This is a genomic window from Pedobacter gandavensis, from assembly GCF_032677645.1.
GTDB lineage: Bacteria > Bacteroidota > Bacteroidia > Sphingobacteriales > Sphingobacteriaceae > Pedobacter > Pedobacter gandavensis_A.
The window spans coordinates 186,133-208,953 of sequence record NZ_JAVTSB010000010.1 but is presented as its reverse complement, the minus strand read 5'-3'; the positions used below and the strand labels follow the sequence as shown (position 1 = coordinate 208,953).

Genomic DNA, 22,821 nt, shown 5'->3' with positions numbered 1-22,821 from the left:
CTGCGGAGCAGAATATTGGGAAAGAATTAAAAAATGAACCACTATAAACTATTGCTTCTGGCTTTGCTGTTTTCCTATATCGGGACTTCTGCGCAACAAAAAAGCATTAGCTTTAATCACCTGACGGTAGAAAACGGACTATCGCAAAGCAGCGTTTTATCGATTACCCAGGACAGTATGGGCTTTATGTGGTTTGGCACTAAAGACGGACTGAATAAATTCAATTCGCAGAATTTCGAAGTTTTTAAATACCATAAAGGGGACAGTACCTCTTTAACGAGCAGCATGAACATCAATGCCCTGCTTACCGATAGTAAGGGGAATGTTTGGGTAGGGACACAGAAGGGCCTCAACCTATACCTGCCGAAAACCAATTCTTTTAAGCGCTTTCAGTATCATCCAAAACAAAAACATAGCCTGAGCAATAACATCATCAGGAGTATTTATGAAGACCGGCAGGGTTTTATCTGGGTAGGCACAGACAGCGGTTTGAACAAGCTGGTGGCCCCGGATAAATTTGAGCGATTCATGACTTCCAATGATCCGCAAAAAGGGCCTGTACATCATTTGATTAAATCAGTATATCAGGATCACAACAATGTGATGTGGGTGGGCACCCTTCAGGGACTGACCAGTATGGTGCTCAAAAATGGAAAATATATCTGCCGTTCTTATGTGCATGAAAACAACCGTCCTGAAAGTCTGAGCGATAACGACATCAGTGCTATTCTGGAAGACCACCAACATAACCTATGGATCGGGACGCATAACAGCGGACTCGAACTCATGGATCGGGAAAAAGGAACCTTTAAGCATTTCCGCTTTAAGAACGGACAACCCAATAGCATCAGCAGTAATGTGATTCGTAAAATGATGCTGGCCAAAGATGGCAAACTATGGGTCTCTACTTTAAATGGCATCAATATCATTGATGTGGAAACAAAGGCAATAAAAGTTTTAAACCACTTACCTGACGACCCGACCAGTCTGAATCAGAATTCTATCTACGACCTGATGCAAGATGCTGCCGGTTCTATCTGGGTGGGTACCTATTATGGTGGCGTAAATGTTTATCATGTCAATTCTACCCCTTTCAGGGAATACAAATCTAAAATCGGCAAAAACGGACTCAGCAGTAATGTGGTCAGTTCTATTGTGGAGGATTCAAAAAAGAACCTTTGGATTGGGACGGAAGCAGAAGGGCTCAATTATTACGACCGTGCTTCGGGGAAGTTCAGTAGCTTCCGCCATGATCCGGAAAACCCTTCTTCCCTGAGCTCTACGCTGGTGAAAGCAGTTTCTATAGACCATAAAGGTAAAGTATGGGTGGGTACGTATGAAGGCGGACTGGATCAATACCTTCCGGCCACTAAAAGTTTCAGGCATTATACGGCTAATCCTACAGACCCTGGTGCTTTAAATTCCAGCCGGATCATCTCTTTATTACACGACCGGCAGCAGCGTTTCTGGATCGGTACCCGGGCCAATGGGCTGTTCCTTTACAATGAGGAGAAAGATAATTTTTCTCCCTTTCTTGGCGGGCATGACAAACACGATTTAAAAGTAGTGCGTTGCCTGTATCAGGATTCAAAAGATAACATCTGGATTTGCTGTAATTCCGGAACTTATATTCTGGCGCCAAATTCGACCAGGGTCCGTAAGTTTAAAAACAATGACGGTCGCTTGTCGTTCAACGACATCAACTTTGTGCAGGAAGATTCCCGTGGTTTCATCTGGTTGGGTGGCTATGATTCCGGATTGATACGTTATATGCCAAAAAATAAAACCATCCGCGTCTTTAAAAAGGAGGATGGTTTGCCGAGCAATGTAATGCTTGGTATGTTGGAAGATGATCAAGGCAACCTTTGGATCAGCACCGACAATGGCTTGTCGAAATTTGACCGCAAGACTTTTAAGACTTATACCGTTCGGGATGGCCTTCCTGGCAATGTGTTCAATTACAACTCTTTCTTTAAAGACAGCAAAGGGGAGTTTTTCTTAGGAGGATTTAATGGTTTGGTCAGCTTTTTTCCGGATCAGATTAAAGATAACGACAGGGTGCCAAAAGTGGTGTTTAGCCGCCTTCGTCTGTTTAATAAACCAATTGCGATCAATGATGAAACGCAATTGCTGAAAGAGAACATCAGCCTCACTAAAGCGCTTACTTTCTCTTACCATCAGAATATTTTCACGGTAGACTTTGCTGTGCTTAATTACATCAAATCCGAGAAGAACAGGTATGCTTATAAACTGGAAGGTTTTGAAAAGGACTGGAATTACGTGAGTAGTCCTTCCGCTACTTTTACCAATCTGCCTTCGGGCACTTATACCTTATTGATCCGTGGTTCTAATAATGACGGGGTTTGGAATCCTGAGCCTACGAAATTGATGATCCATGTGAACCCGCCTTTCTGGAAAACCTGGTGGGCTTACCTGATTTATTTGTCGGCTTTTGCAGGTTTACTGTTTTTATTCTCCAGATTCCTTTGGATCAGGGCACTGCTGAAACGCGAGCATGACGTGTATCAAATGAAACTGGATTTCTTTACCAATGTATCTCATGAGATCAGAACGCCGCTTACCTTGATCGAAGGGCCTTTAGAAACGCTGATCAATGAAACGCAGGAATCTCCGGCTTTAAACCGGAAACTGCTCACAGTAAGAAGAAATGCAGGTCGCTTAACCAGATTAGTCAATGAGCTACTCGATTTTAGAAAAGCAGAATCCGGGAAACTAAGCCTCAATATTGCACCGGGAAATATCGTCAGCTTTGCCAAAGAGATTTACCTTTCTTTTACAGATCTGGCCATTAAACAAAAAATGGATTACCAGTTTGTATCAGAAGAGGAACAGATTGAAGTCTATTTTGACAATGAGCAGCTGGAAAAAGTATTGTACAATCTCTTGTCAAATGCCTTTAAATGTACTCCGGAAGGTGGAATGATCCGTTTATCGGTTTTAAAAACAGCTGATGGTTTTGTAGAAATACGTACCTGCGATAATGGGAAAGGGATTCCGGAAGAAAGTAGAGATAAGCTATTCAGCAATTTCTATCAGGTCAAAGACCCACTTTCGAGGAATAGCGGGACGGGTATCGGGCTGGCGCTTTCCAAGAAGATTGCAGAGCTGCACCATGGTACATTGTTTTTAGCGGAGCAGAAAGATATTCCGGATGCGGACATACGTACTTGTTTCTGCCTGAAGTTGAAATTGGGTCAGGCGCATTTTTCAAAAGAAGAACTGGTGCAGGATTTCCTGAATTCTGAAAATCCGGCCCATTACCAGACTGCAGATAGTGCGGTAGAGGAACAGCTGATGCTGATGCCTGCTGTAGAAAACGGGGAGGTAGATGAGCAGATTACGGTGTTAATTGTAGAAGATAACCACGAAGTGAGGGATTTTATTATACAATCTTTACGCCCGTATTACCTGGTTCTGGAAGCAGAAAACGGTGCGATTGGGCTACAAGTTGCTATAGAGAAAATACCAGACCTGATTGTAAGTGATGTGATGATGCCGGTAATGGACGGACTGGAATTGTGCCGGACTTTAAAAACGGATGTCAGGACGAGCCATATTCCCGTGATTCTGCTGACTGCCAGAACGGGGAATATCCATGAGGTGAATGGCCTGAAAACGGGTGCAGAAGCTTACCTGACCAAACCTTTTAGCATCAGTAAACTTCAATTGACTATTGCTAACCTGCTCTTGTTGCAAGCAAATATGAGGCGCAGGTTTAGTCAGCAGATTACCTTACAACCCGCTAATATTTTAATTGAATCTTCTGATGAAGAGTTCCTGAGCAAGGTGATGACCCTGATTGAGAATAACTTTACGACACCGGAGTTTAGTGTGAATACGCTGGCATCCGACCTTGGGATGAGTACGCCTATCCTGTATAAAAAGATTAAAGTGCTGACCGGTCTCACCGTTAATAATTTCATTAAATCTGTCCGCCTGAAAAGGGCTGCCCAGCTTCTTCGGCAAAAGGTCTATACCGTTTATGAGATTGCTTATCTCGTAGGTTTTAATGACCCTAAATATTTCAGTAAAGAGTTTGTGAAACAGTTTGGCAGAACGCCTTCTGATTATGCACTGGAAGAATAATTTGGTGTCATTTAAGATTTTCACCCTTTATACTTAAGAATTACCCCCCTTAGTAATGGATAAGAGGGGTAATTTAGCTAAACCAAGTATAATTTATCTGTAAGACCAAAGATCTGATGAACGAGCATTCAATGATTACATCCCTCGTGTTTCAAGTCGATGTTAGGTTAAAGTCTTCCGGATTTCAACACAACAACTATTGATTATGAAAGCACAACTACTAAAAGTATCCATGGCTCCTGCGCAATCATTTAGTGTCAGACAGGATGTAGAACCCTTTGTAAATAACAAATGGCATTACCACCAGGAACTGGAATTAATTTACTTTAATGAAGGTAAAGGCATGCAGTTTATCGGTGATAATATTCAGTCTTTTGATTCCGGAGACATCATCCTGGTGGGCGCTCATTTACCCCATTACTGGAGATTTGAAGATGCCTATTTTGAAGGTGGCGAAAAGAGCGGCACAGCCGATGTAAAGGTTGCCCATTTTAGCGAAGACCTTTGGGGAGATTTCTTTCTGAACCTGCCGGAGAATAAAGCGCTGAAAGATGTGATGGAGAAATCCAGAAGAGGGGTGAAGGTGACCGGGAAAAACAAAGCTTTAGTGGCGACCTTGTTAAGCAACATGCTGGAAGCGGAAGGAACGGAAAGGCTCATTATGCTGATGCAGGCCTTACTGGAAATTTCTAAATGTGGCGAGCTGGAAACCCTGGCTTCTGTAGGATTTCAATATGACCTGGAGCAGGTAGAGAAAGACCGGATCAGCGATATCTACGAATATACCTATGCCAATTTCAGGAATAAGATTTGCCTGGAAGAGATTGCCGATGTGGCCAGGATCAGCCCCAATTCTTTCTGTCGCTATTTTAAATCGCGTACCCGCAAAACCTATTCTCAGTTTCTGACCGAGATCAAAGTAGGGCAGGCCTGCAAGCTTTTAATTGAAGCGCACCTCAACCTCAAACAGATTTGCTATAATAGTGGCTTTAATAATTTCGCCAGTTTCCATAAGTGTTTTAAGAAAGTAACCGGGAAAAGTCCCCTCTGTTATCAGCGGGAATTTGTAACCGAATACGTCAACTAAAGACGAGCCAATTCCGTTGACAACTACGCCAAACCGACCGACTGATTCCTGAAAAATAATCCGTCCCTTAGACTAACCAAAATAAATTAAACGAACCAAAAGTATGAAAATGACTACCACCACAAACAGCCATCAGGGATGTACGGCTTCTTCCTCCTGACCAGTGTACTTGCCGGATTCCCGGTTTAACTAGCTGAAGATCAATTAAAGTATTTACTCATTTTTAAAACTAAAGTATGAATCAAATTTATACTATGAACCTCTATTTGTCTGACAAATGGAAAGTGTGCCAGATCAGGAAGGTTGGCGTAATCGCATTTCTAGCCATAGCAATGTTATTTTCCGCTTCTGCATTTGCACAAACAATTAAAGTAAAAGGCGTGGTGAAGGACGATAAGGGCGTTCCGCTACCTGGTGTGGGGGTGAAAATCAAAGGAACGGCTGTAGGCACTTCCACAAATGGTGATGGGGTGTATTCGATTTCCGTAAACGGCCCGAACCAGGTATTGGTTTTTACTTATATCGGTTTCCTCCCTCAGGAAGTTCCGGTAGGGACAAAAACTTCCATCAATGTCTCTCTGAAAGAGAACTTAAGTGATCTGGATGAAATTGTGGTGACCGGTTATGGCGGAAAAACTAAAAAAAGAGACCTTACTGCGGCCATATCTTCTGTGAATGCCAAAGATATTGAAGAACGTCAGCCGATTAACCTTTTTGATGCTTTGCAAGGTCAGGCAGCAGGGGTATTGGTGATGAACGACGGTGGTGAGCCGGGTGCAGAGGGTTCTATAAAAATCAGGGGAGCTTCTACATTTTCCACAGATGGTAATGGTTCCAATCCTCTATATGTTATTGATGGAGTGATCAGTGACAATGGAAGTACCATTAACCCGAGTGATATTCAAAATATTGAGGTGTTGAAGGATGCAGCATCAGCGGCCATTTACGGTGCAAGGGCTGCGAACGGGGTGATTTTGATTACCACTAAACGCGGACAAGACGGAAATTCGAGGATCGATGCCCAGTATTCTCATGTTTTCGGGAAACTGGCACATAAAATTGCACAGGCAAATGCTTCGGAACTAAGGTACTACAGAAAACTACAGGCAGGTAACCCGAATGGGAATGCTGGTGGTCTGGTAGATTCGCTGAATCCAAGTTTTAATTCAGACAATGACCTTCAGGATATGCTTTTGGGCAATACCGGTCAGCGTAATGAAGTGAAACTGAGTGTTAGCGGCGGACAAAAAGGAATCACTTATTACGGAAGTGGGAATTACCTGGATGATCAGGGAATCGCGCTGAATACCTGGATTAAGAGGTTACAATCCAGATTTAACGTAGAGTTTCAGGTGGCACCAAAAGTAAAATGGTCTACCAATGCTTCCTATTATTTTCAGACCGGAAATTTTACGAGCATCAATAACTCTTTAAAACCAGTATTCGACCGTCCTTCTTATGCCCGGATTTATTACCCAGACGGGACGCTAACCAGTTACCTGAATTCGAAAAGAAATCCCGTCGCGAATGCTTTGCTGGAAGACAATAGGCAGGATACTTATAAAGCGCAAATTTCGAACTCTTTAAAATATGATATTATCAAAGACCTGAATTTCACAGCGACTTTTAATGCGCAACTGGATGATGGAAAGTCGGTGTATTTTATGCCAAGGTTTTTAAGTGCAAATGGAATTGAAAATCTAGCCAGAAATGGGACAACCAGAAGGGTATATTATGAGACGCAGGCTTTCTTTAACTACAATAAAGTGATCGGAAATCATACGATTACGGGTTTGGCCGGTTTTAGTGCAGACAGAACGCGTTCTGATTTTACGAACCTGGAAGGCAAGAATTTAATTTCTGAAGATGTGCATTTCGTGACTGGTGCCAATATGGTGGATTTAACGAAACAAAGGGTAGGTGCAACTGCTTATTCCTTAGCTTCCTTCTTTTTCCGTCCGGGCTATAATTACAAAGGGCGTTATATTGTTCAGGGTACTTTTAGAAATGATGCTTCTTCCAGATTTGGTAGAGACCGAAGATCAGGAAGTTTCATTTCCGGATCTGCTGCCTGGAGATTCTCTGATGAGAAATTTATGGGCTGGGCTAAGAAATACCTTGATGATGCGAAGTTAAGGGTAAGTTATGGTACGGTGGGTAATGATGCCAGTGGAAACTATGAGTCTATTCAGAGAATTGAAGTGGGGAGCAATAGCTATGGCGGAATTGCCGGCGCTTCCCTAATGGATACTTTTGGAAATCCAACCATTAAATGGGAAAATACAGTAACTCAGAATCTGGGAATGGACCTTGTCTTTATGAAAGGACGATTGAATCTGAGTGCCGATTATTATATTAAAACCACCAATGATTTATTGTACGACCGTCAGATTCCTAAAGAAACAGGATTCAGTACCGTAAAAGTGAATGTTGGAAATATTGAGAATAAAGGACTGGAAATCGCCTTAAATGGTACTCCAATCAAGACTGATAAATTCACCTGGAGCGTTACCGGAAACTTAACCTTTGAAAAAGGAAAGATTAAAAAGCTTTATAATGGTCAGGAATTTATTGCCGGAAATAAACACCTGATTCAGGAAGGTGGTAACATCGGTGATTTTTATGGCTGGAAAAATAAAGGGGTTTTTCCTTATGATGTGTCCAATGCTTTTAACACGGATGGTTTAAAATTAGAACCTGTAAATGTAAGAGTTGTGGAAGCTCTGGATGCTGCAGGTAAAACTTACATGACTTCAGTATGTGATGGTTATACCCTAAACGGACAACCTTACACTGGAACTGTTAAAAGTTTATACGCAAATGGGGCAAAACTGAAAGGTGGTGATACTGAATGGCTGGACGTGAATAATGATGGGGTGATAGATGATGCAGATCGTCATGTGATTGGCAATGCACAACCTGATTTTTACTTCGGTCTGATCAATAACCTGAGCTATAAACAATTCTCTCTTTCCTTTATTTTTAATGGAACAATTGGTGGTAAGGTTTATAATTCCTTTAAACAAGGTTTAACGAATAACAGTTCTTCAAATGGACCGGCAATGCCTGAAGCGATTTATGGAGCATGGACCAAGCAAGGTGATATCGCCGCTTATCCATATTTCCCTGATAAGGACACCAGAGGTAGTCAGAAAGCAAATGGTAATAGTATGTTCCTGGAAAATGCTTCTTTTATTCGCTTGTCGAGCGCCAGGTTTACTTATCGTTTTACACCGGCAATGTCGAAAAAGGTGTTCACCAAAAATATCAGTGCCTATATCTATGGTAGCAACCTGGTTACCTGGACCAATTATACCGGATATGACCCTGAATTTAGCTCCAGTGCTTTAACACCAGGAGATGATAATGGAAAATATCCGAAGAGAAGAGAGTTAGGTTTAGGTATTAACGTTGGATTTTAATGATTACGAGTATGAAAAAGATATTTTTAATAACCCTTCTGGGACTGGGGATAATATCGTCCGGTTGTAAGAAACTGGTAGATGAAAAGCCACTTTCTGACGGAACCCTGGATAATTTCTATAAAAACAGATTCGATGCGGAAGCGGGAATGGCCGGTATGTATGGTGGTTTTCAACGTGTAATGATCGGAGAGAAGCAGTTCTTTAACCGATATACCTATTGGGGAGATGCAAGAGCCGATAATTTTGAAAGGTTTAAAACCTATTCTAAGAATGCGGATAATGAAATGCACTTCAATACACTGACCGCTAATAATGAATGGGCTGACTGGAGTCCTTTATATCAGGTGATCGGGCGCGCAAATTTATTAATCAAAAAGCTCCCTGAAGTAAATAGTTATACGCAGCCAGGTTCAGCTAATGAGCTTCCTGCAGCTACTTTAAAGAGTTATATGGCAGAATGTTATGCGATGAGGGCGATGTCCTATTTCTACATAGCCAGAGTATGGGGAGGCGCTCCAATCAGAACGGAACCATACGTGAGTATTTATGATGATCCGGAACAAGCAAGAGATTCAGAGGAAAAGGTGTTAAATCAGGTGATTTCAGACTTGACCATGGCTTATAATACCATGGCTAAAGGAGCCACGGCCAAAGTGTTTTATATCAGTGAGGCAGCGGTATGTGCGATGATGGCTGATGTGTACATGTGGAAAAAGGATTATCCAAATGCCATTATCTGGAGCAAGAGATTATTCGCGGCTAAAGGGCCAACAGGAAAAGTGTATAATGCGGCGGGTGCCTCAGCTACAGGTTCCGGTGGTGCAGCAACAGACCTACAACCTACGGCGACCTGGAAAGATATGTTCGTAAATCCGGCAAGTAGTATAGAAGCAATCTGGAATATCCATTGGGATTATGCGGCTAATGGTTGCGCTTGTATGGCTGGGATCTCTACTTCCCCTAACAATACGCCTTACAGAATTTCAGAAGAGGTTTTCACCAGCTGGTCTTTGAGTACTACGGATATTCGTGTGAAGCAGACGTTTGACATCAACACAAAAACCAGGGACAGGACCTGGAAGTGGTATCCAGGTGTTTATACCCCGGGTCTTTTAGGTGCTTATACTTATACAGGGACTTTTGGAGCTACCTTAAATGTATTGCTTCCAATGTACCGTCTGGCTGACCAGTATTTGTTGTATGCTGAAGCATTAAATCAGACAGGTGATAAGTTCAATGCGGTGCGATATCTGAATTTGGTTCATATGAGAGCTGGTCTTCCGGGTTATACTCCGGATCAATTTCCGACTCCTAAAGATCTGGAAACCGCGATCTTACAGGAACGTAAACTGGAATTGTTCGGAGAGGGAAAACGCTGGTTCGACCTTGTGCGTACTGACCGTGTGGCCGAGTTTATGGATCCAATTCTGATCACGCGTCAGATTGAACAAGGAGCAACGCCATCAGGATGGGGTACCGATAAACGCAAGTATTACTGGCCAATTAACAGGAATGTCTTGAATTCTAATAATTTATTAGTTCAAAATCAACCTTATACAGAGTAAGGCTTCCTCTTTCCAAAGTATTAATCAATTTAAACTGATCGAAATGAAAAAATATAAAAACATACAAAAGGCTGCTTTTTTGCTGTTGGTCTCAGCAGCCCTTTCTTCCTGCTCTATGTTTGGTCTGGAAGTACAGAAAGATCATGAATATATTAAAAAGGTGTTAGATCCTAATATTTATATGACTGCCAGACAATACCTGGAAAGCCGTGCAACTGTTCCTGCGAAAGTGAATGATACGGTTTTTAAGTATATGAAGCTTGGACTCGACTATGCCGAAATAGACCTTGCCGAGTATGAAAAGTCGGGTAGAACATTTCTCTTTTTGCACAATGATGCCATCCGTGTATTGGATGACAAAACAAAGTTGCCTAAAAGCGGTTTCTGGTTTGATTTACCGATTGTGTTAAAAGATGCAAACGGTGCACCGATATTGGATCCAATTACATTGAGACCAAAAACGCGCCCAGCAACAAAATGGAGTGATTATTCAAAAGAAACGGTTAAAAACTACTTTTTGTACCTGATCATTCAGGGAGACTATGGCTTTAATAATGCCATTACAGCGAACACAACTTTACAAACCTTACTTCCTCCGGGAACAGTGGCGAAAAAAGACGAATCCATGTTGAGCTATCTTTTAACTAAGTCTACCCCTGATCCAGCTGCATTACCTAATACTGTGGTCTTTACTTACAATTTTATACAGGGTGGTTCAGGTTTTGATCCGGACGGTAAGATTAATATGAGGATTGTTTACTCGGATGGTACGCCATTGAGAATTAACGATTTTGCATCTGACCGTTCTGCGGGGCAAATTGCCACCAATGGGCAGGTACACGTTTATGGAACAACGGTATACCCTTTTAGATACAGTTATTTATAGCGTAAAATTATTCCTGTTATTCAGGAGAAGAAGCGCGCTTTTTCTCCTGAATAATCGGTTAATGCATGAGATCGAATTTGCCATTTAGGATGGCTGAACCTATTAAAATATAAGAATTGAGAAATTATAGAAACTGGAAAGGAAAGCTGGTACTAATCGTTGCTGTATTGTTTTATAGTCCGCTGTTTGCACAGCAAAGTCAACGTTTAACCCAAAACTGGGAGTTTTTGAAAGGTGATCTTGGGGGTATTTATGAGGCCATCAGGCCGGTGAAAGCCGGAAACCCGGAAAGCGTTCCGGTTTGGGAGCAGGTGATACTTCCGCATTGTTTTAATGCGAAGGATGCCGTAACACCAGATGTAAATTATTACCAGGGACCAGGTTGGTACCGGACACAGCTGACGATCAGTAATCCGTATAAAAGCGGGCGGACATTGTTGCATTTTGAAGGAGCAGGGCAAAAAACTAAGGTTTATATCTATGATGTTTTAGTAGCCGAACATGTAGGCGGTTATGATGAATGGACGGCCGATATTACCGATGCGGTAGCAGCTTTCCGTAAAAACCCTTTATTCGAAAAACAGTTTAAAGGAAAGATCCCGGTAGAAATCCGCTCGGATAACTCCCGGGATCTTGAAATGATCCCTTCGGATCTTTCAGATTTCAATGTGTATGGCGGGTTGTACCGTTACCTGAACCTTCGTTATGTACCGCAGGTCTCCGCAGAGAAGGTTTTTGCAACAGCCAGTGTGGATGCGAAGGGTGCTTTAGGGGCTTTGAATATCAGCGCTAAATTGTTAAATCCTGATGGGGTAGATACTGTAATGGTTAATATTAAGGTGAAGGATCCTCAGGGAAAATTGGTGGCTTCCTTTAATAAAGAATGGAAAGCTTTTTATGGCAAGAAAGACCTTTGGGGAACTACTTTGAAGCAACCTAAGTTATGGTCTACAGAAAATCCAAACCTGTATACGGTAGAAATGAGTGTTACTGCGAATGGCGTTGCTGCTGTTCATACGGAGAAAATAGGATTCAGGAACTTTGAGTTTGTTAAAAAAGGGCCGTTTATGTTGAATGGCAAAAGGTTATTGTTGAGGGGCACCCACCGTCATGAGGATCATGCGGGAGTAGCTGCGGCGATGACAGAAGATCAGATCCGCGAGGAAATGGTATTGATGAAAAGTATGGGCGTTAATTTTATACGCCTGGGTCATTATCAGCAGTCCAGAATTGTACTGGATTTGTGTGATAGTTTAGGGATTTTAGTCTGGGAGGAAATTCCATGGTGTCGCGGTGGTTTAGGTGGTGAAAGCTATAAAAACCAGGCGCGAACGATGCTTCGCAATATGGTAGAGCAACATTACAACCATCCTTCGGTGATCATCTGGGGATTGGGAAATGAAAATGACTGGCCTGGGGATTTCTCCGAATTTGATCAGCATAAGATCAGGGAGTTCATGAAAGAGTTGAACGATCTTTCTCATGTTTTAGATCCTTCCAGAAAAACAGCAATCAGAAGGTGTGATTTCTGTAGGGATATCGTAGATGTGTATTCTCCGTCTATCTGGGCAGGTTGGTACCGTGGTATTTACACGGAATATAAAGAAGTATCTAAGCAGGAATTTGATAAAGTAGACAACTTCCTCCATGTAGAATGGGGTGGAGATAGTCATGCCGGGCGCCATTCTGAAAATCCGGATAATGCATTGAGTCTGGTGACACAGGGTAAGGGTGCCGATGAGCGCGCAGGCGATGCTTCCTTATTTGGAGGTAGTGCCAGGGTTTCTAAAGATGGCGATTGGAGTGAGAGTTATATAGTTAATCTGATCGACTGGCATTTGAAAGAACAGGAAACGATGCCTTGGTTAACCGGTGCAGCTTACTGGCCTTTTAAAGATTTCTCAACACCGGTTCGTCCGGATAATCCGATTCCTTATATGAATCAAAAAGGGGTGGTAGAGCGCGATTTGACTAAGAAAGAGTCTTTCTATGTGTTTCAGTCGTACTGGACAACTGATCCGATGATCCATGTTTACGGGCATTCCTGGCCGGTACGTTGGGGTGCGGCCAATGAAGAAAAAATGGTCAAGGTATATGCCAATCTGGATGAAGTAGAACTTTTCCTGAATGGTAAGAGCCTGGGCAAGAAGAAAAGAAATAGTCCCGATTTTCCTGCCGCTGGTTTGCGCTGGATGGTTAGGTTTAACGAAGGTCAGAATACGATTAAGGCGGTAGGGAAGAAAGACGGAAAGGTGTTTACTGACGAGATCACACAAGAATATCAAACGGCAAAATGGGATAAACCTGCAAAACTGGTACTGGAAAAGGTGTCTGAAAAAGATGGTATTGCGACGATCCGTGTTAAAATGCTGGACAAGAATAATATCTTGTGTCTGGATGCGCAAAATTATATCAGCTTTGGCTTAACCGGTGATGGTACTTTAATGGGCGACCTGGGAACTGCCAGGGGTTCCAGTAAAGTACAGCTGGGAAATGGCCGCGCGGAGATCAGTTTAAAAATGAATAAAGGAAAGAGTGTAGCGAGCGTAAAAGCTGATGGTTTGGCAACTGCATTTGTGGAATTAAACTAATTGAATATGAAGAAACTGTATGTATGGTTAGGAGCCCTGTCCCTTAGTTTGAATGCCGCTGCACAGCAGCCTTTAAAATTATGGTATGACCGTCCGGCGAAAGCCTGGGAGGAAGCCTTGCCTTTAGGAAATGGAAAAACAGGGGCCATGGTGTATGGTCGCGTGAACCGGGAAAGAATCCCTTTAAACGACAATACACTTTGGTCTGGCTTTCCTGATCCGGGGAATAATCCGGCAGGGCCCTCCGTGTTACCGCAGGTACGTAAGGCGATAGATGAAGGTAAATATGAGGAAGCCACACAGCTGTGGCGGAAAATGCAGGGCCCTTATTCGGCCAGGTACCTGCCTTTAGGAGATTTGTATTTGCAGTTTCATCAGCAGGATAGTATCCCTGCAAGTTACAGCAGGTCGCTTGACCTTGAAAATGCGGTTTCGACAGTGAATTATTCCTTGAATGGAGTGGATTATAAAAGAGAAGTTTTTACCAGTTTCCCTGGAAAGGTGTTGATGATGCGCATTACAGCAAGTAAACCGGGATCGATTAGTTTTAACACCGGGTTGATCAGTAAGCTGCGTTTTAAGACTGCCGCTGCGGGGGATAAAGAATTAATCTTGAAAGGTAAGGCACCGAAGTTTGTGGCCAACCGGGATTATGAGCCGAAACAAGTGGAGTATGATGAAAAAGAAGGGATGACTTTTGAGATCCGCTTGCGGGTTAAAAATGAGGGGGGAACTTTGAAAGCTGCCGGTGATCAGCTGGCTGTTCACAATGCTGATGCAGTAACTTTATATTTAACGGAAGCCACCAGTTTTAATGGTTTTGACCAATCGCCGGGCCTTGAAGGAAAAGATCCTGCAATCTCCTCATTGGCGGATATGAATGCGGTATTCGGGAAAAGTTATGCGGCATTGAAAGCGCAACATGTGCAGGATTATCAGCAGCTTTTTAACCGGGTAAAGTTTGAACTGAAAGGCAATGCTGTTGCCGAAAAGAAAACGACCGATGAGCGCTTGAAGCAGTATGCAAGTACTAAAAACGACCAGGGCTTACAGGCTTTGTATTACCAGTTTGGTCGTTATCTGATGATTGCCTGCTCCCGTCCGGGATCTCGTCCGTCTAACCTTCAGGGGATTTGGAACGACCAGGTACAACCGCCATGGGGTAGCAATTATACCACCAATATCAATACGGAAATGAATTACTGGCTGGCAGAAAATGCCAACCTTTCGGAATGTCATCAGCCACTTTTTGATTTTATGAAAGAGCTGGCTGTAAACGGGGCAAAAACCGCTAAAGTAAATTACAATATAGACAAGGGCTGGGTAGCCCACCATAATTCAGACTTATGGGCAAAAACTTCTCCTCCGGGTGGCTACGACTGGGATCCGAAAGGTGCACCAAGGTGGACGGCCTGGCCGATGAGTGGCGCCTGGTTCAGTACACATTTATTTGAGCATTATCAGTTTACGGGAGACAAGGTGTTTTTAAGTAAAACGGCTTATCCACTGATGAAAGGTGCGGCAGAATTTATGTTACAATGGTTGATCAAGGATGATAAAAGCGGTTACCTGGTGACGAGTCCTTCTACTTCTCCTGAAAATACGGTTAAAATTGAAGGTAAGGAATACCAGCTTTCTAAAGCTTCAACGATGGATATGTCGATCCTCAGACAGTTGTTTACGGATTTAATCCGTACTACGGAGGCTTTAAATATCGATGCGTCTTTCAGAAAAGAATTGATTAATGCCCGCGAAAAGTTATATCCTTTCCACATTGGCCAGTATGGTCAGGTGCAGGAATGGTTTCAGGATTGGGATGATCCTCAGGATAAACACCGTCATATTTCTCATTTGTTCAGCTTGTTTCCCGGCAACCAGATTTCTGTTTTTGAAACTCCGGAGCTGGCCAGTGCAGCCAAACAAACCCTGGTTTTTAGAGGGGATGTAAGTACCGGCTGGTCTATGGCCTGGAAAATCAATTGGTGGGCGAGGTTACAGGATGGCAATCATGCTTATAAAATTCTGGAAGATGCTTTTACTTATATCGATCCGACCTTAACCAAAGCGCAGATGAGTGGGGGTGGTACCTATCCGAACCTTTTTGATGCACATCCTCCTTTTCAGATTGACGGGAATTTTGGTGCAACTGCCGGAATTACGGAGATGTTGTTGCAGAGTCAGGACGGGATGATCAGCTTATTGCCAGCTTTACCGGATGCCTGGACTTCGGGGAATATTCAGGGGATTAAAGCAAGAGGAAATTTTGTAGTCGGGATGAGCTGGAAAGAGGGAAAACTGACTGAGGCGACCATCAAATCTGAGATCGGTGGAAATTGCAGGTTGCGGACTTTGCAACCGGTGAAAATTGTAGCGGTAGGTGTTTCTTCGGCTACCGGGGAGAATCATAATTTATTAATGCAAAAACCGTATGTACCAGCTTATAAAAAGGTTTCTACTGTAGTGTTGAAAGACCTGGATATTGCTCAGGGTTATGTGGTAGATTTTAAGACAGAAAAGGGTAAGGTTTATAAGATTGTAACGATATAAATTAGGTTTATGTTTAAAAGCATTGTTGTTTGTATTGCATTTTTACTGAGTTGTTTTTGCGTAAATGCACAAAATATTGCCTGGGAGTTGGTGGCTCCAGGGGTTTGGAAAGGGACAGTTGGTCAACCTGAGAGTTATAATTTATTAACGGCTTCGGGTGCTAAACCTTATTTGGAAGGCTTAAACAAGTTAGGTTCTTCTGCTTTCCCGATGGTACAACAGGAAGTGGTTGCGCAGTTAAAAGATGGGAAAACGTATTTGCGCTTTCCGCTGAAAAAGGCAGAGCAGTTGTTTGGCTTTGGGTTAAACTTCCAGACGATCCATCAGCGGGGCAAAATTCTGGAATTGCATGTAGACCATTTTGGGGGTAAAGACAATGGCCGTACACATGCGCCTACCCCTTTTTATGTGTCTTCTGATGGTTACGGGGTTTTCATCAATTCTGCCCGTTACCTGAAAGTTTATGCAGGTTCTGCGGTTCGTAGAGACAGCGAAAATGCCCCTCCGGCTAAAGATCGGAATACGGATAAAAGCTGGGCTTCGCGTCCTTATTCTGATGCGGTGGAGATTCTTGTTCCGGCAGAAGGGGTAGAGTTTTATGTTTTTGCCGGTCCGACGCCACTAAATGCGGTGAGCCGTTATAATTTATTTAATGGCGGTGGCCCTTTGCCTCCGCGTTGGGGATTGGGTTTTACGCAACGGGTGAAAACCTTGTTTACCGCGGATGAGGTGGAGAATGAAGCGAAAACATTTACCGATAAAGGTTTTCCTTTAGACTTTATCGGTTTAGAACCGGGTTGGCAAAGTAAGGCTTATCCTTGTTCTTTTGAATGGGATAAGAGCAGGTTTCCAAATCCTGCCGGCTTTGTGAGCGATATGCTTAAAAAGGGAATCAGGCTGAATTTATGGACCAATCCTTATGTTTCTCCGGAATCTCCGATTTACAAAGAAATTAAGCCTTTTACCGCAGACCATACCGTTTGGCTGGGTGCAATTCCTGATTTGACCATGCCCCAGGCACAGCAGTTGTTGTTCGGACAGTTGAAAAAGAGTCAGGTAGCTATCGGGGTAAGCGGCTATAAATTTGATGAGGTGGATGGTTATGACCATTACTTATGGCCAGATGTGACGACTTTCCCTTCGGGTAAAAGTGCGGAGCAGATGCGTCAGACTTACGGTTTGCTGATGCAGCGTTACAGTACCGCTATTTTTCATGAGCGCAATCAGCGAACTTATGGCCTGGTGCGTGGCTCTAATGGTGGTGGAACGGCTTTCCCTTATGTGATTTACAACGATTATTATAACCATGAAGACTTTATTACGGCTTTAATCAACAGCAGTTTTGCGGGAGTTTTATGGACGCCGGAAGTTAGGGCTTCTAAAACAGGAGAAGAGTGGTTGCGCAGGATGCAATCGGTGGTGTTCTCGCCAATGGCGATGATCAATGCCTGGTCTAGCGGTACAAAACCATGGTCTTATCCGGAAGTTGAAAAGCAGGTGAAAGAAATGGCTTTGCTACGGATGCAAATGATGCCTTACTGGTATAGTGAGTTTGCAAAGTATCATTTTCAGGGGATTCCTCCTTTCCGTGCGATGAACCTGGAATCCGGGTTTGCTTATGGCCCGGAGAAGGAACTTAAAAGCACCAATCTGGAAGATAATCCTTATGTAGAAGCGGTCACTAAAGAAGTAAAAGACCAGTATATGGCAGGCGAGTATTTATTAGTTGCTCCAATGTTTGCCGGCAAAGCAACACGTACGGTGATTCTTCCGCGAGGGAAATGGTTTGATTTTTATACCGGTGATTTTGTAGGGGATGGAACGGTGATTACTGTAACACCAGGTTTAGACCGGATTCCGGTATATGTTAAAGATGGTGGTATCATTCCGATGGGCCCGGCTTTATTACATGCACCAAAACCTACCGATAAGATAGACCTGGAGATCAGGTATTATGGAAGTAAGCCAGGAACGTATCAGCTTTATGATGATGATGGCGAGACTTTTAATTATGAAAAAGGAGATTTTAGCTTTAGGGAGATTAACATGGAACGCGGAAAAGATGGGAAATTGAAAGCTTCGATCAGCACTGCTGCTAAAGGAAAACCAAACACCTTGAATAAGATCAGTTTTAAAGCGATGACTAGTAAAAAAATATGATGAAAAAATTGACCCTAATGATTTGTACAGCTGTTTTTCTATTGGCAGGCCTTCCCCGGTTTGTCAGTGGGAATCCGCTACCTGCTGCTGATTTTGATCAGGTTAATGAGCAAACGAATCTTGCTGATGAAATAAAGAAACAGGCGGAACTGACTTTGAAGAAACAGATTTTGTCTCAGGCAAAATGGGCTATGCAACAAAAACCGATCACGGTAACCGCAGAAAGTTCTTCCAGAACTGCCGGTGGTTTACATGATTTCTTTTCCGAAGGTGATTACTGGTGGCCGGATCCTAAAAATATTGACAGTCCTTATATACAAAAGGATGGGATGACCAATCCGGAAAATTTTGTGGCGCATCGTTTAGCCATGATCCGCTTTAGCGAAATTATTGGCGCACTCGCTTCTGCTTATCGCTTAACCGGAGAAGAGAAATATGCGAAACAGGCCATGGTTCATTTGAAAGCCTGGTTTATCAATGAGGGTACGATGATGAATCCGGATCTGAAATTCGCACAGGCGATTAAGGGCAGGTTTACTGGTCGTGGGATTGGGATCATCGATACGATTCAGTTGATGGAAGTAGCGCAGGGCGTCCTGGTGATGTCGGCTGTTTTGGATAAAGAAGTGTTAAAAGGGGTTAAGGACTGGTTTTCGGAATACCTGAACTGGCTGATGACTCATCCTTATGGTATAAAAGAGATGAATGCGGAGAATAATCATGGGACTTGTTTTACGATGCAGGTGGCGTCTTTTGCGAAGCTGACTGGAAATCAGGAGTTGATGCGTTTTTGTAGCGACCGTTATAAAACCGTGTTATTACCGAATCAAATGGCGGTAGATGGCAGTTTCCCAAGGGAAATGTCACGGACTAAACCTTATGGATATTCAGTTTTTAACCTGGATGCCATGACTACCATTTGCCAGATTCTTTCTACGCCTCAGGATAACCTCTGGACTTTTGAAACGGCAGATGGGAAATCGATCAGAAAAGGAGTGGAATATTTCTACCCTTTTGTAAAAGATAAAAGTAAATGGCCTTTAAAACCGGATGTAATGTATTGGGACAACTGGCCGGTAGCACAGCCTTTCTTAATATTTGCGGCAGATGCTTTTCAGGAGCAGACCTGGTTTAAAACCTGGCAGAAACTGGAGCATGATCCGAAAGTGGAAGAAGTGATCCGCAATTTGCCGGTCAGAAATCCGCTGATTTGGTTAAATTGATCAGGTAAAATCGATCGGTAAAATTGTAAACCTGTTTTTAGATGATAAATGATGAATTGTAAATCGGCTATTTTATTGTTGTCCTTATCGCTTTCTGCGGGTTATAGTTATAGCCAGGTGGCTGGCGATGAAGATAAAGAGATGTTTAACCAGGCAAAAACGCGTGATGAACGGGCAATTGCAGCAGCTAAAAACGGCTGGTGGACGGCATCGATGAAAAATCATGAGGCGCGGATGCAATGGTGGAGGGATGCTAAATTTGGCATGTTCGTACACTGGGGCTTGTATTCTATTCCGGAAGGAGAATGGAAAGGTAAGGTCGTAAACGGTTATGCCGAACATTTGATGCGGAAGGAAAAGATCAGCAAGACTGATTATCTCGGACTTGCTGCTGAATTCAATCCTTTGAAGTTTAATGCAGAAGAGTGGATTTTAGACGCGAAAAAGGCAGGGATGAACTACTTTATCATTACTGCCAAGCATCATGATGGTTTTGCGATGTTTGATTCTAAAATCTCTGATTTTGATGTGATGGATCAGACACCTTTTAAACGTGATCCGATGGCAGAGTTGGCCGCAGCAGCTAAAAAACATGGCATGAAGTTCGGCTTCTACTATTCTCATGCTTTCGATTGGGAGGATCCAAATGCGCCGGGTAACGACTGGGAGTATAAAAACCCTGGTGGTGATCAATTGATTGGCGGAGCAAACTGGTTTGATAACCATCCGGATTGGTTGCCTAAAGCACAAAAATATGTAGACGAGAAAGCAATTCCTCAAATTAAAGAATTGATCAACAAGTATCACCCTGATATTTTATGGTTTGATACCCCTCATAAATTACCCTTTTCTGAAAATCTGAAGATACTTCAGGCGATTCGTGAAACGGACCCGAATATTGTGGTAAATGGCCGTTTGGCGAGAACTGCTACAGGGAATTTCGGTGATTATCAAAATACCGGCGATCGTCCGGCAGAATTCCGTACGGTACCTGGAGATTGGGAAGCCATCCCAACCACCAATGAGTCTTATGGCTATTCGAAACACGATAACAGTCATAAATCTGCTGGATTTTTTATCCGGTTGCTGGCAAATGCAAGTTCCCGTGGGGGCAATCTTTTGATGAATATCGGCCCTAAAGGGGATGGTAGTTTTGATCAGAAAGATCAGCGGATTCTCGATAGTATCGGCCCATGGCTGCATAAAAATAAAGCTTCCATTTTTGGAGCAGGTCGCTCGACTTTACCGATTCCGGCCTGGGGAGTGACCACACAAAAAGGGAATAAGGTATTCCTGCATGTGTTTGACTGGCCAAAAGACGGGAAACTGTTGCTGGGCGGTTTAAAAACGGAGGTAAAAAAGGCCTACCTGCTGAATGACCCGGCCAAAAAGAAATTGTTGGTTAAGCGTTTAGGGCCGGCAGATTTGAGTATTTCGGTACCTAAGAAATGTCCGGATGCGGCGGATGCAGTCCTGGTTTTGGAATTGAATGCCCCTTTGCAGGTTGATTCTATGCGTTTACTAGCCGATAAGGATATCGTAAACCGGTTGTTGTCTTTTGATGCGGAATTGCATGGAAAAGGATTTGGCTTTGGGGATGGAAAAACCGACCGCTATTTTGTGGATGGGTTAAAATCGACAGGGCAATATTTTTCCTGGGATTTTAAAACGCTGGCCCCTGCAAAATATCAGATCCTGGTTAAATACCTCGGGGGAGCAGATCCTCATGCCACCTATCGGCTGGAGTTGGATGCTTTGAATGTGGAAATGCCAACATTTAATCAGAAAACCGGTGTGGTGACTCAGGAAATAGGAGTCATAGATTTACCTGCCGGGGTATATCAGCTCAAACTTACTGCTGCAAAAGCGCAAGGCATTGAGCTGATGAAATTGCTGGAAGTGCAGGTGATACCTGTTGCTCCTTAGCATCATCATGTTGTTGAGATCCTTCAATTGTTGAAATTATAATTACCGATAACCTATATAATTACCCTTATCCTATTTAATAATGAAAAGATACTTTTTTACAGTACTAGCTCTTTCTTTGCTGCATACCAGCATTATTGCTCAGAAACCGAACGTTAAAAAGGCCTTTAAGCTGGCCGCTAAACAAACCGAATTTATGTTGAAGGAGGTGGAGGATGCGAAAGTTAAATCGGGGAATCCGGCCTTGGTTTCGCCAAGAACCATTGAAAACAGGAAGCTGAAATTGGTGGCTTCCAGAGACTGGACCAGTGGGTTCTTTCCGGGTGTATTGTGGTTTTTGTACGAATACAATCAGCAACAACCCTGGATGAAAGAAGCCCGGAAATTCTCTGCAGACATTGAGAAGGAAAAGTTGAACGGTACCACTCATGATATGGGCTTTAAGGTGTATTGTAGTATCGGAACCGGGTATCGCATTACGAAAGATGAACATTATAAAGAAGTTGTTTTAGAGTCGGCAAAGAAACTGGCCACCCGCTTTAACCCTAAAACAGGGGTGATTTTATCCTGGGACCATAGCAGAGATAAATGGGTAAACCCAGTGATCATCGACAATATGATGAATCTGGAATTGTTGTTCGAGGCGACGCAGTTAAGTGGTGATTCTTCTTTTTATAAGATCGCGGTGAGCCATGCGAATACCACCATGAAAAACCATTTCCGCCCGGACTACAGCTCTTATCATGTGATTGATTATGATCCTCAAACGGGAGCGGTGTTGAAAAAACAAACCCATCAGGGCTATAGCCATGAATCAGCATGGTCCAGAGGACAGGGTTGGGCGCTTTACGGTTACACGATGTGTTACCGGTTCACCAAAGATCCTGCTTATTTAAAGCAGGCAGAAAACGTTGCTGCTTATATCCTGAATCACCCGAATATGCCAAAAGATCTGGTTCCTTACTGGGATTATAATGCGCCAAATATTCCTGATGAGCCTCGTGATGTATCCGCCGCTGCGGTCATCGCTTCGGCATTGTATGAATTGAGTGCTTATAGTGATCAAAAGAAAACTTATCTGGATAAGGCAAATGTGATGATGAACAGCATGGCCAATAAATATACTGCGCCGGTTGGGACCAATAAAGGTTTTATCCTGATCAGTAGTACGGGTTCTAAACCTTCCAATTCTGAGGTGGATGTGCCACTTTCTTATGCGGATTATTATTACCTGGAAGCTTTATTAAGAGCTGATCAGTTGAAATAATAGCTGGTAATATTGCTGAAAGATCAGCCAATTGGAG

The 22,821-nt window shown here is 43.1% G+C and carries 11 protein-coding genes; all 11 read left to right on the top strand.

Going from position 1 to position 22,821, the window contains the following annotated elements; translation table 11 throughout:
- Positions 1-33: 33 nt before the first annotated feature.
- The 11 genes from R2Q66_RS17560 to R2Q66_RS17510 all read left to right on the top strand — a co-directional run bounded on the left by R2Q66_RS17560 (position 34) and on the right by R2Q66_RS17510 (position 22,784).
- Entirely contained in the window at positions 34-4,107 is a 4,074-nt protein-coding gene (locus tag R2Q66_RS17560) for a two-component regulator propeller domain-containing protein (protein ID WP_316751406.1), read from the top strand.
- A 205-nt stretch (positions 4,108-4,312) separates the two neighbouring features.
- Positions 4,313-5,194 carry an AraC family transcriptional regulator gene (locus R2Q66_RS17555; protein WP_316751404.1) on the top strand — a complete coding sequence of 294 codons (882 nt, stop codon included), beginning with the start codon at positions 4,313-4,315 and terminating at the stop codon, positions 5,192-5,194.
- A 236-nt stretch (positions 5,195-5,430) separates the two neighbouring features.
- Complete coding sequence (locus R2Q66_RS17550) at positions 5,431-8,616, top strand: TonB-dependent receptor (RefSeq protein WP_316751402.1); 3,186 nt, start codon at positions 5,431-5,433, stop codon at positions 8,614-8,616.
- Between the two features lie 11 nt (positions 8,617-8,627).
- On the top strand, positions 8,628-10,184 hold the full coding sequence (locus tag R2Q66_RS17545; RefSeq protein ID WP_316751400.1) for a RagB/SusD family nutrient uptake outer membrane protein: 1,557 nt from the start codon (positions 8,628-8,630) through the stop codon (positions 10,182-10,184).
- 43 nt (positions 10,185-10,227) lie between these two features.
- A complete protein-coding gene (locus R2Q66_RS17540) occupies positions 10,228-11,070 on the top strand; it encodes a hypothetical protein (RefSeq protein ID WP_316751398.1) in 843 nt (280 codons plus the stop codon).
- Between the two features lie 116 nt (positions 11,071-11,186).
- Positions 11,187-13,661 (top strand): glycoside hydrolase family 2 TIM barrel-domain containing protein, encoded by a 2,475-nt coding sequence (locus tag R2Q66_RS17535; protein WP_410479437.1) that lies wholly within the window; start codon positions 11,187-11,189, stop codon positions 13,659-13,661.
- Between the two features lie 6 nt (positions 13,662-13,667).
- The gene (locus tag R2Q66_RS17530) at positions 13,668-16,208 is read left to right on the top strand and encodes a glycoside hydrolase family 95 protein (RefSeq protein ID WP_316751395.1); all 2,541 of its coding nucleotides are present in this window, start codon (positions 13,668-13,670) and stop codon (positions 16,206-16,208) included.
- A gap of 9 nt (positions 16,209-16,217) precedes the next feature.
- Positions 16,218-18,368: a TIM-barrel domain-containing protein gene (locus tag R2Q66_RS17525; RefSeq protein WP_316751393.1), complete on the top strand. Its 2,151-nt coding sequence runs from the start codon at positions 16,218-16,220 to the stop codon at positions 18,366-18,368.
- Positions 18,365-19,591 carry an alginate lyase family protein gene (locus tag R2Q66_RS17520; RefSeq protein WP_316751390.1) on the top strand — a complete coding sequence of 409 codons (1,227 nt, stop codon included), beginning with the start codon at positions 18,365-18,367 and terminating at the stop codon, positions 19,589-19,591. The genes R2Q66_RS17525 and R2Q66_RS17520 overlap by 4 nt, the downstream gene beginning before the upstream one ends.
- A 48-nt stretch (positions 19,592-19,639) precedes the next feature.
- Positions 19,640-21,517 (top strand): alpha-L-fucosidase, encoded by a 1,878-nt coding sequence (locus tag R2Q66_RS17515; protein WP_316751387.1) that lies wholly within the window; start codon positions 19,640-19,642, stop codon positions 21,515-21,517.
- Between the two features lie 82 nt (positions 21,518-21,599).
- Entirely contained in the window at positions 21,600-22,784 is a 1,185-nt protein-coding gene (locus tag R2Q66_RS17510; protein WP_316751385.1) for a glycoside hydrolase family 88 protein, read from the top strand.
- The last annotated feature ends 37 nt before the right edge of the window (positions 22,785-22,821 follow it).

Bases quoted from the DNA above. Each gene is read 5' to 3' on its own strand.
- R2Q66_RS17560 (WP_316751406.1), top strand. From the start codon at position 34: ATGAACCACTATAAACTATTGCTTCTGGCTTTGCTGTTTTCCTATATC.
- R2Q66_RS17555 (WP_316751404.1), top strand. From the start codon at position 4,313: ATGAAAGCACAACTACTAAAAGTATCCATGGCTCCTGCGCAATCATTT.
- R2Q66_RS17550 (WP_316751402.1), top strand. From the start codon at position 5,431: ATGAATCAAATTTATACTATGAACCTCTATTTGTCTGACAAATGGAAA.
- R2Q66_RS17545 (WP_316751400.1), top strand. From the start codon at position 8,628: ATGAAAAAGATATTTTTAATAACCCTTCTGGGACTGGGGATAATATCG.
- R2Q66_RS17540 (WP_316751398.1), top strand. From the start codon at position 10,228: ATGAAAAAATATAAAAACATACAAAAGGCTGCTTTTTTGCTGTTGGTC.
- R2Q66_RS17530 (WP_316751395.1), top strand. From the start codon at position 13,668: ATGAAGAAACTGTATGTATGGTTAGGAGCCCTGTCCCTTAGTTTGAAT.
- R2Q66_RS17525 (WP_316751393.1), top strand. From the start codon at position 16,218: ATGTTTAAAAGCATTGTTGTTTGTATTGCATTTTTACTGAGTTGTTTT.
- R2Q66_RS17520 (WP_316751390.1), top strand. From the start codon at position 18,365: ATGATGAAAAAATTGACCCTAATGATTTGTACAGCTGTTTTTCTATTG.
- R2Q66_RS17515 (WP_316751387.1), top strand. From the start codon at position 19,640: ATGATGAATTGTAAATCGGCTATTTTATTGTTGTCCTTATCGCTTTCT.
- R2Q66_RS17510 (WP_316751385.1), top strand. From the start codon at position 21,600: ATGAAAAGATACTTTTTTACAGTACTAGCTCTTTCTTTGCTGCATACC.